Origin of the sequence: Novipirellula methanifontis (assembly GCF_052161655.1) — a bacterium.
Classification (GTDB): Bacteria; Planctomycetota; Planctomycetia; order Pirellulales; family Pirellulaceae; genus Novipirellula.
Genome location: NZ_CP197418.1, coordinates 2596866 through 2613616, shown reverse-complemented (window position 1 = coordinate 2613616; position 16751 = coordinate 2596866). Strand labels below are relative to the sequence as shown.

Genomic DNA, 16751 nt, shown 5'->3' with positions numbered 1-16751 from the left:
TGGGGGGGACGCAAGGGACGTTGGACGACTTGTCTACAAACGTCTCAGAGGGGACGCTATTCTACTTAGAATCCCCGCCCCACGTTATCGAGTTCGCAAAGAAATCGCGGGGCGATCGAAAGACTCGATTTTACCCGCAGCAAAAGGGTCCACTGCTGAGCAAAACCTTGGGGGATTCGAGAATCAACAATCATCGGGAAACAACATGCTGGCCGACGAAATACGCAATCTTTACGTGAACGATCTGACAAAGCCGAATGCAGATATCCTTCGCAAACAAACGATTGAAAAAGGGGATCCTGGCTCGATTTTGATCGATATCCAAATGTTGATCGAGGCGATTGGTGAGGGATTGCCGACGACCAGCAAGTATTTTGTCTTGCCGCAAGGTCGGCTCGATGAATTAAACCAACGGCTCACCACGCCGCTAGTTCACAATATCAAGCGACCGCAACTGAGATCGTTTCCCGCTCTGATGGGGCTGTTTTTATTGCTGCGCGGCAGCGGGTTAGCCGTGGGAGAAACCAAGCCGAAACGCAGGATTTTGATCGATCCAGCAATGCGAGCGCAGTGGGAATCGCTGGAGCCCACAGATCAATACATGACATTGCTCAGCAGCTGTATGACGACCGCCTCTTTCGAGATGATTGGAGAGCGTGGCATGCATTCGGGTGGTTTGCAACGTGAATTCGGAAACGCCTACTTGAGTTTAAATAAGCGTAAAACACCCATTCACGATGATCCTGGGATCGATTCGCACGTTGCATACAGCTTGATGCAGCAATTTGGTTGGCTGCGACTAACGTATGCATCCCAAGCCAAAGCCGGAAAGTCGGCTGAGCTTGAGTGGGTCGAGCGATTGCCGTTCGGAGATGCGATGTTCTCTGCGTGCTGCGGGATAAAGAGTCGTGCCTCAGGCCGTGACGAGGAATTTCAGGCCACGTTCAGGCCCTTCTTTCCAGAGTGGAACAAAACGTTGAAAGAGCCCGAAGCTGAGTTTCAAGAGTTTCAGTTCACACTAAAAGTATCCTGGGGTGATGCCTGGCGGCGGATCGTGGCTCCGGACGAGACGACCCTCGAGGAGCTTGCGGGGCTGATCATCGAATCTTTCGATTTTGAATTCGATCACCTTTACCAGTTTGAATATCGCAACGAACGTGGCCAGAAAGAGACCGTCATTTGCCCGCAGCTTAGGGAAGGCGATTACCTCGCCGACGAAATGATGCTGGGGCATCTTCCCATCGGGAAGGGCGAATCGATGCTCTTTCACTTTGACTTTGGCGATGATTGGAAATTCAATGTCTTGATCGAAGACTTAAGCGATCTGCCCGAAGTGTACGAGGAGCCGAAGATCACCGATCGATTCGGAGAGGCACCCAAACAATACCCATTCGAAGATGAATGGGATGACGAGGATGATGAAGAAGAGGATGGCGACGAGGGCGAGGGCGAGGGCGATTCAACGCAAGGATGAGCTTGGACTGTTCCAATTTTTAGGTTGTAGTGGTTTGTTGGTTGCGATGGCTTTTCTGCTACCTCTCTCACCAATTTCGAGACTGCTGAAATAGTTAGCCGTTTTGGCACTCGCGGGCTGTTGATTTGATCGAAATGCGAATCGCATTGGTGAGCCGTGGGCCGTAAGGCACCGGGTAACGCGTGGAACCCGGCCGCTCACGCGTCACGGCTCACTAAATCAACCGCCCGCTAGCCACGGTTTCGTCGACACCCAACCGGGGCTAGTGCCCAATATGAAGCATTCTTAGCCGGCAAATTACGGCTTTTACGTTCTGTAGCGGAACTCGTCAAGAGTTTTGGGGGACATACACCATCGAACGAAAGTCTTGACGACTTCCGCTACATCAAACTGGCATAAATTTTATAAGAAAAAATGCTTCACAGCGTTGGCCGGTTCCGGTGCGTTTTTTTGAAGAGGCGTTTGTTGAACAACGGAACGGTGGCTAGCGCCAAAGCCGCTAACAATATCAGCAGTCTCACTTCGTTCGGAACGAGTGTGACTAGGCGATCACGTCGTCGATGATGCGGCCGTGGACGTCGGTCAGCCGGAAATCGCGACCGGCGTAGCGGTAGGTCAATTTCTTGTGATCAAATCCCATCAACTTCAGCATCGTGGCATGTAGGTCGTGAACGTGGACGCGGTTTTCGACCGCTTTGAAACCGATTTCGTCCGTCGTTCCAATCGTCTGGCCACCTTTGACACCGCCGCCGGCCATCCACATGGTGAAGCCATGATGGTTGTGGTCTCGACCATTCATCTTGCCTTGGTTCGAGCCTTCTTTGGGCATTTCCACCACGGGCGTCCGGCCAAACTCGCCACCCCAAATCACCAGTGTTTCGTCGAGCAAACCGAGGCGTTTCAGATCGGCCAACAATGCCGCAATGGGCTGGTCAACTTGGCCTGCGAGCCGCTTGTGGCCGACGTTCAAGTCGTCATGGTTGTCCCACGGTTGTCCGGCTCCGGTGTAGAGCTGAACATACCGTACGCTGCGTTCGACCAACCGGCGGGCGATCAAGGTTTGACGCGCAAAATCACCTGGCCCATAGGCGTCCAGTACCGCCGATGTCTCTCGCGAAACATCAAACGCATCAGTCGCTTCGTATTGCATCCGATATGCAAGTTCGAACGACTGGATTCGTGATTCCAATCGTGGGTCTTCGGGACGCTGCGCTGCATGCTGTTGGTTGATCGAGGCCAACAGATCTAATTGTTGACGCTGATCATATTCCGCGACCCCTGGCGAGCGAATATTGTCGATCAGTTTGTCGACACGCTCGTGACTCGAATCGATATAGGTTCCCTGATACTTGCCCGGCAGAAAGCTGTTCTGCCAATTTTGAGACTCTTTGATCGGGTAGCCGCCTGGACACATAACGATGAACGAAGGCAGATTTTCATTCTCGCTGCCCAGACCATACGTCATCCACGATCCGACACTGGGGCGGACCAGTCGTGATTCGCCCGTATTCATCAACATCAGCGAGGGTTCATGATTGGGCACATCCGCGTGCATGGAATTGATCACGCAGATGTCATCGATATGCTCGGCCGTCTTGGCAAACAGTTCGCTGACGTGGATTCCGCTTTCGCCGTACGGTTTGAATTTGAACGGAGATCCCATCACGTTGCCAGTCGGACGTTCTGTCTTCAGCGTCCCCGTCGGCGCCGATTTGCCATCGAATTTGGCCAATGCCGGTTTGTAATCGAACGTGTCGACATGGCTCGGCCCGCCGTTCATGAACAAATGGATGACGTATTTTGCTTTGGCAGGAAACTGCAGCGGTGAGGATCCTGTGGCCATCGCGTCTCGGCTGAGCATGTCGCCCAACGCGACCGCGCCGAATCCGGTACCACATCGGCGCAACATTTCACGACGCGAAATTGAAGACGAAAAGGGATTCATCGAATCGCACTTAAGGAAGGGAGGAAGGGAGGAAGGGAGGAAGGGAAGGCGGGAGCGAGCGAGAGGGGGGATTTTGAGGACGCTCTTATTCTAACGGATCTTGCCAGCGTGTCGTGGGCAATTTTTGCGATCACGCACCGAGACACGTGCATTCACATTGAGCCGTAGCCGCTAGCCCAATGCCATCTACTTTGACACCAATTGGGTGGGCTTTGTAGCGTTGCGGCGCAAGCCGCCCGGTCGAAATCTTACGTTTTTTCACGCTGCAACCGGACGGCTCGCGCCGTGCCGCTACCCATGCAGCCAATAAGCCACGCCCCCCCGTGGCTATTTCAGCTCTTCGAACCCTTCAAACGCATCGTCGCCGCCCATCATCGGTTCACCGCCAAATCCGTCATCCGCGGGCACTTCGGCCACGACCTCGTCACCGGCAAAACCTTCGTTTTCGCCGAACGCTTGCTCTTCCGCTTCCTCGGGTATGGCCTCGGGGTCGGCGGCTGCCTTGGGCTCTCGTGGTTTACGGTTGCCCATCAGCGATACAATCGGTACCGCCAGGATGACCGCTAACAGAAAGACGACCCAGAGTATGAAATAGATCATCGATAGATGGCAAAACTCACGAGGAACGAAGGAAAACGTGGGGCCCTTAGGATAGTTGCCGCAATGCGACCACGCAACGAAAACATCGGCAGTTGCCTGCCAACGCTATTCGTAATCCCATTTCATGATCCAAGGATCCTGCATCTCTTTCTGCATCGCCTTCAGCTTGGCCTTGTAACGTTCCAGGATATCTTTGTGCCCTTCGCTGTCGGCCAAATTGCTCGTTTCGTTCGGATCGGCCGCGATGTCATACAGCTCGAATTGGGGGCGGTGAACATAGCCGTTCACTGTTTTATTGCCGTACGGCGCGTCGGGACCCTTCTTCCACTGAGCTTGCCAGCTGCTGGCGGACCACAAATCCGAAGCGAACGGGTACGGCAACGGATACGCAATATTCCAAATCAACTTGTACTTGTCATCACGAACGACTCGCATCGGGTAGTACATCTGGATTTCATGAAACGTGTGTGAGGCGAAAATTGTTTCATGATGCGATTCGGCCGGATTGGCCAAACAGTGCATCCATGATTTGCCGTGGTAGGAGTCGAATTTCTGTCCGCCGTCACGGTTGTCCATCATCGCCTCGTCACGCTCGGCCCAATACTTTTTGACGTTGATTGGATTTTTAGGACCGTTGGTTTTGGGATCCAAGCCACCCGCGAAATCGAGGATCGACGGAGTAATGTCGATGTGGCTGATCAGTGCATCGGATTCGCCCCCACGTTCGCTTTGGTAGGGATCGCGAACCACGAAGGGGACTCGCAAGCCACCTTCGTAAACCGTTGTTTTGCCACCGGCGAACGCCATGCCGTGGTCGGCGGTAAAGACCAGCATCGTCTTGTCGTAAAGATCGTTGGCCTTCAAGATTTCAACCAAGCGAGCAACGCCTTGATCAATCCGCGAGCACGACTGATAGTACTGAGCCAACTCTTCGCGGGTCTCAGGCGTGTCGGGCAAAAACGGTGGCACGACAACGTCCGCAGGATCGTAGAAAACCTCTTCCACGCCGGGGTACGCTTTGCGGTTGGGTTTGTTGCCAAACAGGTCGGCCTTCAGTTCCAATTTGCTGGTTTTGTCCACGCCACCGCCACGATGCGGGTCGGAGGTTGCGAAGTACAAAAAGAAAGGACGATCGTCGCCCGAATCAGTGATGAAGTCGCTACTGGCATTCGCCATTTCGACGGCGTTGCGGGGATTGCCTTTCAGGTAGGTTTCAAAATGATAGACCGCCTCGGGCGCAACGTGGTACTTGCCAATCTGTCCCGTGCGATAGCCTGCGTTTTTCATCACTTGCGGCATCGCCAAACCCACCACGTCATGAAACGAAGCAAATTTGTGGTAGTGGTGTTGGTGACCGAATTGTCCGTTACGATGGTTGTGCAATCCGCTCATCACCACACTGCGACTGGCGCTACACGAAGCGGTGGTGGCAAACGCATTGCGAAACAACATGCCGTCCGCTGCGATCGCATCGATCGCGGGAGTCTTGGCAACCGGATCGCCATAGCAACCCAATGTCGGACTCTCGTCGTCGGTAATGATGAAAATCACATTGCGTTCGGCTGCGCCAAGACCGCTGAGCGAGCATAATGAAAGGATCGGGGCAAGCGTCAGTATTGCAAGACGCGTGATCAGCGATCCGAAGCGAGAAGGATATTGCATGGGACGGGAAGGTATGGGGTTGGAGGGGAACGGCATCGATATCAATCGTGGCATGAACGATGGAGGAAGCTTCAAGGAGTGGCCCCCTCGCGTTTTGTCAGGACCAAAAACGAGGGATCATCGTAGCGGAAGTCGTCAAGACTCTCGTTGCAATTGCCTAACAATCCGAAACTCACGCGCGAGTTCCGCTACCTTAAAATCCACCTTCGACAGAGCGTTAGTTTAATAGATCCACAATCAGATGGCGAATACGTTGCATCAATTTCAAGTTTTTCGTTTGCGAGTCCAACCATTTAGCGGTTCAACGCGGGGACTTGTCCGGTTGCAGCGTGAAAAAACGTTCGAATTCGACCGGGCGGCTTGCGCCGCACCGCTACAAAACCACCTGGTTAGTGCCAAAGTAGATGGCCCGCGGCTAGCGCCCTCGGCTCACAATTTGATGCGGCGTGTTTGTTCTGCCATCGCAGTGATCGCAATATGGATTACGATGGTAACGCCGTCGTTGGCCGCTGACCGGACGACGTTTGCGGTCGCGTTGCCGGCGGATGCTGCCGCCATGGATCCGGCAAAATGGGAAGACGCGACCTTTGCCAATCAAGCCATGCTTGGAAATCCTGCGGCGGCGGGGGGGGCTCCGGCGACGTCCGACCCGGCTTGGCGTGCTTACAGCCAACTTTGGTTGGCTCATGCCGCCGATCCAAGCGACCGATCGATTCGCCGCTTTCTTGGATTACCGCTGAGCGGAACAATTGAGATTAGGTCGGCTCGTGGTCGTTCGGCCCCTTCGTGGTTGCAATGGCGACGCGGCAGTTACCAGCAGTTCGAATCGCCTCACTTTACCATCTATAGCCGCGCTTCGGACGCCGATTCACAGAGAGTCGCCGTTGACCTGGAACAGTGCTATTGGATTTGGACACAGATGTTCTTTCCGTTGTGGGAAGGCAATCAGCAAGTCTCGCTGGCGTTTGCCGACTGGACGCCGGGAACATCGATCGCCGATCATCTGAGCAAAAAAACGTCACGGCTTTCCACGCGTACGAAAATGACAGTCGTACTTTTTCGTGATGCAAACGAATACGCTGCGACTCTTGCGAAGGCGATTCCAGGGATCGAACGTTCCACTGGTTTTTATAGCGACGAGAATCGCACGACGTTCCTGTTTGCCGGCCACGACGAAACCGAAGCGACACGCCGCCACGAACTGACTCATCAGTTGTTTCGCGAAGCAACTCGATCCACGCGAACACGGACCAGCCGATCGGCGGTCGACAAGATGCCCGGCGAAGACGCTGGGTTCTGGTTGATCGAAGGCATTGCCGGCTACTTTGAATCGTTGCAGTTACACCCGAGCCGCGCGACGCTTGGCGGATGGGACGCTTCGCGGTTGCAATATGCTCGTTACCGCACGCTGGTCGGTGGCGATTTTATGCCGCTTTCGGAGTTGGAACCCGAAGGCCGACTGCAGGCTCAACAGCGACCCGATTTGGCTCGCTACTACGCACATTCGATCGCCCACACGCATCAATTGCTTGACGGTGGAAATGTCGAAAACCGAAAATGGATCTATCATCGATTGGGCGAACTATACGGAATCCAGTCGCCGTACCCGGACGTTCCCGCCCCCGACACGGGCGTGCAGCCGATGCGGTCGTTTTTGACCGTCAATGACGAAGATCTCAAACGCAATCCGCCCGATCCAACGACAAAACGGTTGTGCCTGTCGTCATGCGAAATCACGGCCGATGGGATCGAAAGTTTCCCAAAATTGCCTGAACTCGATTGGCTGGATCTTTCTCGAAATCGCCAAATCGATTCCGACGTGGTGAACTCCGTTTTGACCAGCGCCACATCACTGACTCAGTTAAGTCTCGAGGCGACCGCAGTCGACAACCGTATCGCCGATCCTTTGAAAAACGCCAAGAAGCTCGAGGAACTCGATTTGAGTTTTGCTGTGATCGACGACTCTTTGATCCAGGCGATTAGCGGGTTGAGCGAGCTGCGAACTTTGTGGTTGACCAAGACCAAGGTGTCTGATGCGGCGATGGATGTGATCGAGTCGTTGCCGAAATTGGAAGTCCTGGACGTCCAGCAAACTAAGGTCACCGACGCTCGGCTTGAACAATTCAAACGAGCTCGCCCCAACGTCAAGCTCAATCCGCTGGAGCTACGCGTGCAATGACTCATCCCGTGGAATCACAACTGCCGCAATGTTTCCGGCTCCGTCAACACTTCGCCTCGCTCGCGCTGGACGATGTCCGCCAATCGGTCGGTGCCGCGATTCGCAATTCAACTTTGACAAGCCGGCTTCGTCCGGGGCAAACGGTTGCGATTGCGGTCGGCAGTCGCGGGATCGCGGACTTGCCGACGATAGTTTCGGCCGTGGTTGATTTTATCAAACGGTGCGGCGGAGTTCCCGTGATCGTGCCGGCGATGGGCAGTCATGGCGGTGCGACTGCCGAAGGACAAGCCGCGTTGTTGCGCTCCTTGGGAATCGAGGAAGCGGTAGTGGGCTGTGAGATCCGTTCTTCGCTGGACACGATCGTAGTTGGCACTTCGTCTGCGGGACTGGACGTTCACTTTGACAAGATCGCCAGCCAGATGGATCACGTCGTGGTGCTGAACCGGATCAAGCCTCACACGCGTTTGGTCGGCCGCTACGAGAGCGGGCTGGCCAAAATGTTGATGATCGGATTGGGTAAACACCAAGGCGCGATCGTCTATCATCAAGCGATGGCGGATGCCAATTACTGTTTGGATGCGATGGCAGCGGAAATTGTACCGATGATTCAAGTCGCTACGCCGATCTCGCTCGGGCTAGCGATCATCGAAGACGCGTTCGACCAGGTGTCGCATGTCGAAGCGGTCGAGCCGGCCGAGTTTCTCGCGGCCGAACCACGACTGTTGACGATGGCTCGCGAGCGGATGCCGCGGTTGCCGTTTGACCATGTCGATCTATTGATCGTGGACCGGATTGGCAAAGAGATCAGCGGTACCGGAATGGACACCAACGTGGTGGGCCGCAAATGGAACGACAAGATCGCGGCGGCGGATGAGTTCCCCAAAGTTAAACAGATCTATGTGCGTGATCTCAGCGACAAATCCGCTGGAAATGCCGCAGGCATCGGAGTCGCTGAATTTTGTCATCGCCGCGTAATTGAAAAGATCGATTACGATAAGACTCGCATCAATTGTTTGACCAGTATGCATGCGTCAGCAGGTGCTGTTCCGATACACTTTGACTCCGATCGCGAGGCATTAATTGCGGCGATGGGACAAGTCGGCAAGCGGACACGCGAGCAATTACGCTGGGTCTGGATCCGAGACACGCTCGATCTGAGCGAGTTGGTTTGCAGCGAAGCCTACTGGGACGAGGTGGCGACGGATGGTGAGGCGACCGGACGGAAGCCATGCGGAGTCGATTTACAGCCTCTCAGCGACCTGAAGCCGCTAACGTTCGATAACGAGGGAAACTTGCAGCCGATGTTGGAAATCGGATAAAAGAGGCGGGCGTGGGCTTGGAGGGCGGTTGATTCTTCGGGATTGCCGTGTTTCCCGGTCGCTCGCTCCTCTTGTGGACGGGGCGGCAAATTCGCTACGCTAAACGGCCTTGTCTACCCAAAATCACGGCGGTGTTTCCGAGCGATCCTGCGATTTTTTCCCCGATCGATACATTTTACTGCGTCCTCCTGAACTTTCGGTCCCCATTGTCTGACGTCGTTTCACAGCCGACCCCGTGGTCTGAACGGATTTCCGAGCGATATCAGTGCGTATTGGCACCTGATTTGGCCGATTGGCTGGACCGTGAAATCTGGAAACGGCAAGGAACGGGCGAATTTCGCCTGCCGATCCCCGCCGATGTGTTGCTTTCGGATGCTCCGGATGAAATTTGGCCTGGGCTGATGCCCTGCGATCTGTTGCCCATTCTTGGCGACTCCGATGGCAATTGGGTCTGTGTTCGTGCTGATGCGAACAATCAGATGGGCGAAATGGTCCAGTGGTTTCATGGCGGGGGCGATTGGATGCCCTGGGGCAAGCGGTTAGCCGACGCGATTGTTTTCGAGGCGGTGGTCGAGCGATTGCCCGGCCCGCGGCGACGATTGGCCATTCCCGCCGAAAATCCCAAGCAAAATTTTGACCCGCTGAACGATCCCTTCGTTCACTGGGCATTTGAACATCAAAATAAGGCGATTCGCGAACTGTTGGCCGAACAGACTGGTTCACAAGAGTCCGCCGAGGTCCTGCTCCGCGAAAACATTGCCTGCGAAGCGGTGAGGTGCGAATTGGTCCAAGATGCGATGCACCAACCTTGGGCCAGCCGGCTCAACGGCAAGCTTGCCAACCAGATCGGGCTGTCGTGGAACGATTGTGTTTCGTGGATGTTTGATGCGGGGCGGATGCCTGGCGACGCCTGGAATTTGCTCAAAGAAAAACTAAAGCTCAGCGACCAAGATCGCGGCGAGCAAGATTGGTCGGCTGTCGAGACGCATTGCCGCGCCGTGATCGACTCGACATCGGATTCGGCTCGCCAAATCGCCTGGGCATGGGACCTGCTTGGTTATGCGATCGAGCGTCGTGGAGATTCGGCCGCAGCGATCGATACGTATCAACAGGGAGCAAACGCGTCGAGCTTTACCGATCAGGCCGTCCGTATGAACAGTCATTGGATGCAGCAAGATGCGGCCAAGTTTTCGGTCGCGCGATTGCAGAAACTTGATTCCAATCGAGTCGCGGATTCAAAATATCTTTCTAGCCTGCTGGCCACCAACACTCAGTCGTGTCGCCAACAAGTCGTTGAGTACTGGATGGATCAAGCCAACCAGGCGACGAGCGAAGTCCAGCGACACGAGCGGTTGATGAAAGCGGGTTGGGATGTCGGCGTCGACTCGTTTGCTCGCTATTCAACGCTACTGGATCGTGTTGCTGAAGCAGCCGAAGCGGCCGGGCAACACGCTCGCGCCAGCCTGGCCAAGACGCATCGCCGCTGTCTGCGAAATCGCTACGGCGTCTAGCCAAATGTGGAATTGGCTTCCAGCCTGTCATCAAGAACCTGCCTTTTAGAAGGCGACACGCTAGTGCTTTGTCCGGGCTGGAAATGAAGGTTGGTCGTAGCGGAAGTCGTCAAGACTTTCGTTGCATTTGCAGAACGATTGGAAACTCTCGCGCGAGTTCCGCTACCCTAAGGTAAAGCGTGGTACCCGGCCGCTTACGCGTCACGGCTCACTAAATCAACAGCTCACAGACGCCCGGTCTAATTTGACCGGTTCACCTGCTGCGACCGGGCAAGGCCCCGCGCCGCACCGCTACTAATGGGGAAGGCCTTATCCAACGGGGTACCCCCACCAGACGGACACCTCCAGGCGGTTTTGATGACTCCATCGGCATAATCGTTACGGTTTGACGCTCAACGGACGCTTTCCTAACCAAACAACGCGAACAACTAGAAGTATCAGCACGATCCGGTCGATTGTTCATGATGCCGGCATGGGTCAACCAAGTGGACGACCCGATGCTAGATAAACTTGAGTGGGTAACAATCGTCTCAGCTTATGTGGGTTTGCTGGGACGTGAGTGCATCTTCTCTCGCGGGTTTAAGTGACAAGCGGCTGTGAAACACTTTCGAGTGTCTCACAGCCGTTTTTTTTTTGGCCGCAGAGTATCGACACCACCACTCTGGTGAGAAAGTACGGCCCAAAACGGTTTAGAAGGTGGGAAGACCGAACTTTGCGGCCTATGATATGTAGGATTACCGAAGGCAGGTCTCCAGTTCCCCCCGTCAAATCCCGTCGGTCGAATTCGATCAGTTTGTCGTGTCACAGCAAACGGCGAGGATACACATACTCACCGTTTTCCACCTCCATCTCAAATGCAACCCATCATTTTGATGTCGAAATTTCCGTACTTTTCTTGTTCGCGTCTTCCTGTCAGATCGGCGACCGTGATGTCGATGACATTGCTGGCGAGTTTTCTGATCGCAAGCGACAGTCTATTGCTCGCGCAAGGTGGCCCGGCCTCGGTGGTGGTCACCTCGGTGGTCGAAATGAATATTTCGGCGGAACAATCTTTTGTCGCCAACGTGAAACCATGGCGTGTAAGTACGATCGGCAGTGCGGTCGATGGCCGCGTTCTAGAGTTCATGGTCGACGCGGGCGAAGCGGTCACGGAGGGCCAGGCGCTTACCCAATTGCGAACCAAAACAATTGAAATTGAGATCGCGGGTGCCGAAGCCGAATTGGCGCTCCGGGTGGCAGAGTTAGAAGAGCTGGAAAACGGTTCGCGTCCGGATGAGATCAAGCTGGCCGAAGCGTTGCGAGATGTAGCCAAAGCCAATCGCGAATACGCTCGATCCAAAATGGCTCGCGCCGAACGATTGTACAACGAATCATCGGGGATCTCGGTTGATGAGTTCGAGAGTGACCGAGCGGCAGCTTTGGTTGCAGAGGCGATGTTGGCGCAAACCGAAAGTTCGTACCGGTTGGTAGTCGAAGGACCACGGCAAGAACAGATCGCCCAGGCAGCTGCGCGAGTAGACATGCAGACTCAGACGCTCGAAGGACTGCGAGACCGCCGCGAAAAGTACACGCTGAAGTCTCCCTTTGACGGGTTTGTCGCGAAGGAGTTAACCGAAACCGGCGCCTGGGTTCGCCAAGGAGATCCAGTCGCCACGATCATCGAAATCGACCCGTTGGAAATCGAAGTCTACGTGCCCGAGAGTAGCATTCATTTTGTCCACCCCGGTGATGAAGTAGACGTTTTGGTGGAAGCGGTACCCGGTGAAACGTTCCAAGGGGTGGTCGATCAAATTGTTCCGTCAGCCGATCCATTAGCCCGCACGTTCCCGGTGCGAGTGCGATTGGAGAATGCAGCGGTGGATGGTAACCACCCTTTATTGCCCGGCATGCTGGCCCGAGTCAAACTGCCCACGAGTGAGAAACAGACACGCATGATGGTCCCCAAAGATGCTATCCAGCTTGGCGGAGCCGCCCCGACGCTTTACCGCGTCGTTGATGGCAAGGCGATGGTGGTGCCCGTGGTGATGGGACCGTCGCAAGGCAGCTGGGTTGCGGTGACGCCTTTAGTGCCGGGACAACTCAGTGAGGCCGACCTCGTGGTCATCCGCGGTAACGAACGACTTCGGCCAGGACAAGACGTCAAAATTACGGAGCATCAACAGGCAACCCCTTAACGATTGATCGTCGCTGATCGCTTAGGACGAGCGGAAGACAACTGTCGGATTTCGATGTAGCTGCCGTCGCCAGACGGCGGAAATCCGCGTTCTGGTGAGCGTAGCTACAACACTAATAAACCGTTCGTCCGCCGCGATCTCAACGTTTCGTCAGCACCCATATCATCGCTATCGCAAAACGATCCTAACGCATGCATCCCATCGAATCCTGTATCCGCAATCCAGTAAAAGTCGCCGTCGGTGCTTTGCTGCTGATTCTGTTCGGCATGATCGCATTGATCGGAATGCCGATGCAACTGACCCCCGAGGTGCAAACGCCGACGTTGACGATCGAAACGCGTTGGCCGGGGGCGAGTCCGCAAGAAATCGAACGCGAGATCATCCAAGAGCAGGAAGAACAGCTCAAGAGTGTCGAAGGGGTCACCAAGATGACCAGCGAATCGATGGACTCGAGCGGCCGTATCGCACTGGAATTCTTCGTCGGCACGAACATGGAAGAGGCGCTGTTGAAGGTCAACAGCCGGTTGCAACAGGTTCCGGAGTATCCCGAAGAAGCCGACCAGCCGGTGATCTCGACTAGCAATTCATCGGACCGACCGATCGCCTGGTTTATCCTCAGCGCGTTGCAGCCGACACGCGAAGAGATCCAAGCTTTTGCCGACGAGCATCCCGATCTCCGTGAACCGCTCGCCCTGGTGCTTCGCAGCGACAATCCGGGGCTGCGACTGCTGCGTCTTCGCCAAATCGCGAAGGATCATCCGGGCGTCACTCCGCTGTTGCCACCCGATTTGAATGTTCCCGGAATGCGGCGATTCGCCGAGGACTATATCGAAGCACGGCTTGAACGTGTCAACGGTGTCTCCAACGCGAACGTGCTTGGCGGTTTGACCGACGAGATGCAAGTCATCATCGATCCTCAGAAATTAGCCGCCCGCAGCTTGACCATTGACGATGTCCGCCGAGTGCTTCGCAACCAAAACCAAGACACCTCGGGCGGCGATTATTGGGAAGGCAAACGGCGCTACGTCGTTCGCACTTTGAATCAGTTTCGCAATGCTGATCAAGTCAATTCGCAAGTGCTGGCGATCCGTGACGGGGCGCCGGTGTTTGTCAGCGACGTTGCTGAAGTCAAACTGGGGTTCAAAAAGCCCGACGGGTTGGTACGCCGGTTTGGCGAATCCGCGATCGCGATCAATGCGCTGCGAGAAACCGGCGCGAACGTTTTGGACGTCATGGAGGGGCTGAAAACAGGCGTCGACGATTTGAATGATGACTTGCTGCGTGACCGCAAATTGCAACTTCTGCAAGTCTATGACGAAACTGAATACATCTACGCTTCGGTGGGACTGGTGAACCAAAACATCGTGGTAGGCGGAACGCTGACGATGTTGGTGCTTATGCTGTTTTTGCACTTGAACGTGCGGACATTGATCTTTGTGCCGTTGATTATCGCCAGCACGGTCGCTTCGATGTTGCTGAGTCCTTGGTACGGTTTGATCACCTTGGCGTTGATCATCGTAGCGGGGTTCTGGTTCGCTCGCGGTGCTTTGGTCGTCGGGATGGCGATCCCGATTAGTGTGATCGGCACCTTCTTGCTATTGAATCTATGGGGCCGTTCGCTGAACGTGATCAGTTTGGCGGGGATGGCGTTCGCTGTTGGCATGTTGGTCGATAACGCCGTGGTGGTACTCGAAAATATCTATCGTCATTACCAAGACGGACGTTCACCGTATGACGCGGCGTATCGCGGAACCAAAGAGGTGTGGGGAGCGGTGTTGGCGTCGACGTTGACGACGTTGGCGGTGTTTTTGCCGGTCTTGTTTGTCGAAGAAGAAGCGGGCCAATTGTTTCGCGACATCGCGTTGGCGATTAGTGCGGCGGTTGGTTTGTCATTGATCGTCAGCATCACATTGATCCCCACGGTCACCGCCCGGTTGCTCACCGAGAGACCCGGAAAATCGAAATCAAAGTCGCAAGCTAAGCCTGCGTCTCATGGACTGCAGCGTGTGTCCGAAAAGATCGTCCATCCGATTTTGTGGTTCAGCTCGCTGTTTGTTTTGGTGGTGGTCGGCGCGAACCGAATGATTCAACAGAGTTTGCTGCGGCGATTAGCATTGATCGCAGTGCTGTTGGCTGCCACCGTGGGGCTGAGTTACGCGTTGTGGCCGAAGGTCGAATATTTGCCGACCGGCAATCGCAACTTGGTGTTCGGCATCATCTTGCCGCCGCCTGGATACAACCTGGATGAACTTTCGAGCCTTGGCGAAACCGTCGAAGAGCACTTAAAACCCTACTGGGACATCGATCCGGATGATCCGGCTGCGAACGATCTTGAATTCCCAGCCATCTTTGACTTTTTCTACGTTGCTCGCGGACGACAAGTTTTCTTAGGTGTGCGGTCGGTCGATCCGCAGCGAAGCGGCGAACTGGTCCCACTGATCCAAAGCGTGCGTTCCAAATTGCCTGGCGCGTTTGTGATCGCCAAACAATCGAGTTTGTTTGAGCAAGGCTTGACCGCGGGCCGCACGATCGATGTCGAAATCACTGGTCCAGAACTCGAAAAACTGGTCGGGATCGGCGGTCAAGTCCTCGGCCAAGTGATGGGAGGGATGGGCGAACCAGTGATCCCCAATGCGCAAGCCCGACCGGTGCCTAGTTTGGACCTCAGCAATCCCGAAACTCACGTGATCCCCTACCTGTTTCAAACCGAACAGATGGGCGTCAACGCGTCGAGTCTGGGTTACGCCGTGAACGCGTTGGTCGATGGTGCCTTTGCCAGCGATTATTACATCGGCGGTGACAAGATCGATCTGACGATTGTGGGAAGCCCTGATCAAGCGGGTTCGATTCAGGATCTCGAGTCGCTGCCGATCGCGACGCCGAGTGGTCGTTTGGTGCCACTGAATTCGTTGGCTCGGATCGAATCGTCAAGCGGTCCCGAGCAGATCAATCATCGCGAGCGACAGCGGGCAATCACGATCGAAGTGTCTCCGCCACCTGAGATGGCATTGGAGGACGCGTTGCAGCGTATTGAAACGCAAATCATTGATCCGATTCGTGCGTCGGGGCAACTCGAAGGCGGTTATCAGATTGCGCTGTCGGGGACCGCCGACAAGCTGCGTGATACATGGTTGGCGCTGCGATGGAACGTGCTGCTGGCGTTACTGATTACATATCTGTTGATGGCGGCGTTGTTTGAGAGTTGGATTTATCCGTTTGTGATCATCATGAGTGTTCCGCTGGGCGCCGTCGGCGGGATCCTGGGGTTGAGAATGCTGAGCGTTTACTTGACCTGGCAGGGGCTGCCGCCGCAAGCTCTTGATGTGTTAACGATGTTGGGATTTGTGATCCTGATCGGTACAGTCGTGAACAACGCAATTTTGATTGTGCATCAATCTCTGAACTTGATGCGAGAAGAAAGTTTCAATTCACGCGATGCGATTCTAGAAAGCGTTCGCACGCGGGTGCGTCCGATCCTGATGACCACGGCAACGACGGTGCTCGGGTTGTGCCCGTTGGTGTTGTTCCCCGGTTCCGGCAGCGAGCTTTACCGCGGTTTGGGCAGTGTGTTGTTGGGCGGGTTGCTCGTTTCGACGATCTTTACATTGGTGTTCGTGCCGACGCTGTTCCGTATCTTCATGGACATCAAGGAGTCGTTCGGACAAGGCGAGAAATCAAATTATCCAGATGCGTCGTCGAGTGACGACGACGACTCGCAGGAAACGCCCGCCAAGGCTCCGGCGCACTCCGCTGCCCACGCGATGAGTTGAGGGGCGTCGTTTCCATAGCGGGCTGTTTGTCCTTTAAAACGTTTCACCTCCCCGAAACTTGTTTTGGGGAGGTCAGAGTAAGCGGTAGCAAGCTCTGGGTGGGGCCTCGGTGTGTTA

The 16751-nt window shown here is 55.1% G+C and carries 9 protein-coding genes; 6 read left to right on the top strand and 3 right to left on the bottom strand.

The features are described from left to right. The first annotated feature begins 205 nt into the window (after positions 1 to 205). Positions 206 to 1474 (top strand): IS1096 element passenger TnpR family protein, encoded by a 1269-nt coding sequence (locus tag SH528x_RS09150; RefSeq protein ID WP_442510221.1) that lies wholly within the window; start codon positions 206 to 208, stop codon positions 1472 to 1474. Positions 1475 to 2015: 541 nt separating this feature from the next. Here SH528x_RS09150 and SH528x_RS09145 read toward each other — a convergent pair. The 3 genes from SH528x_RS09145 to SH528x_RS09135 all read right to left on the bottom strand — a co-directional run bounded on the left by SH528x_RS09145 (position 2016) and on the right by SH528x_RS09135 (position 5681). After that, the gene (locus SH528x_RS09145) at positions 2016 to 3419 is read right to left on the bottom strand and encodes a DUF1501 domain-containing protein (protein WP_442510220.1); all 1404 of its coding nucleotides are present in this window, start codon (positions 3417 to 3419) and stop codon (positions 2016 to 2018) included. 327 nt (positions 3420 to 3746) lie between these two features. After that, a complete protein-coding gene (locus tag SH528x_RS09140) occupies positions 3747 to 4019 on the bottom strand; it encodes a hypothetical protein (protein ID WP_442510219.1) in 273 nt (90 codons plus the stop codon). Positions 4020 to 4124: 105 nt separating this feature from the next. After that, complete coding sequence (locus SH528x_RS09135; RefSeq protein ID WP_442510218.1) at positions 4125 to 5681, bottom strand: sulfatase family protein; 1557 nt, start codon at positions 5679 to 5681, stop codon at positions 4125 to 4127. A gap of 241 nt (positions 5682 to 5922) precedes the next feature. Here SH528x_RS09135 and SH528x_RS09130 point away from each other — a divergent pair, with 241 nt between their 5' ends. From SH528x_RS09130 to SH528x_RS09110, 5 genes are all read left to right on the top strand, one after another. Next, positions 5923 to 7860: a leucine-rich repeat domain-containing protein gene (locus tag SH528x_RS09130; protein WP_442510217.1), complete on the top strand. Its 1938-nt coding sequence runs from the start codon at positions 5923 to 5925 to the stop codon at positions 7858 to 7860. Further along, positions 7857 to 9179: a lactate racemase domain-containing protein gene (locus tag SH528x_RS09125; protein ID WP_442510216.1), complete on the top strand. Its 1323-nt coding sequence runs from the start codon at positions 7857 to 7859 to the stop codon at positions 9177 to 9179. Before SH528x_RS09130 ends, SH528x_RS09125 begins: the two co-directional genes overlap by 4 nt. Before the next feature lie 206 nt (positions 9180 to 9385). Continuing rightward, entirely contained in the window at positions 9386 to 10690 is a 1305-nt protein-coding gene (locus SH528x_RS09120; RefSeq protein WP_442510215.1) for a hypothetical protein, read from the top strand. Between the two features lie 872 nt (positions 10691 to 11562). Further along, positions 11563 to 12864 carry an efflux RND transporter periplasmic adaptor subunit gene (locus SH528x_RS09115; protein ID WP_442510214.1) on the top strand — a complete coding sequence of 434 codons (1302 nt, stop codon included), beginning with the start codon at positions 11563 to 11565 and terminating at the stop codon, positions 12862 to 12864. Between the two features lie 191 nt (positions 12865 to 13055). Next, the gene (locus tag SH528x_RS09110; protein ID WP_442510213.1) at positions 13056 to 16634 is read left to right on the top strand and encodes an efflux RND transporter permease subunit; all 3579 of its coding nucleotides are present in this window, start codon (positions 13056 to 13058) and stop codon (positions 16632 to 16634) included. Positions 16635 to 16751 lie beyond the last annotated feature (117 nt).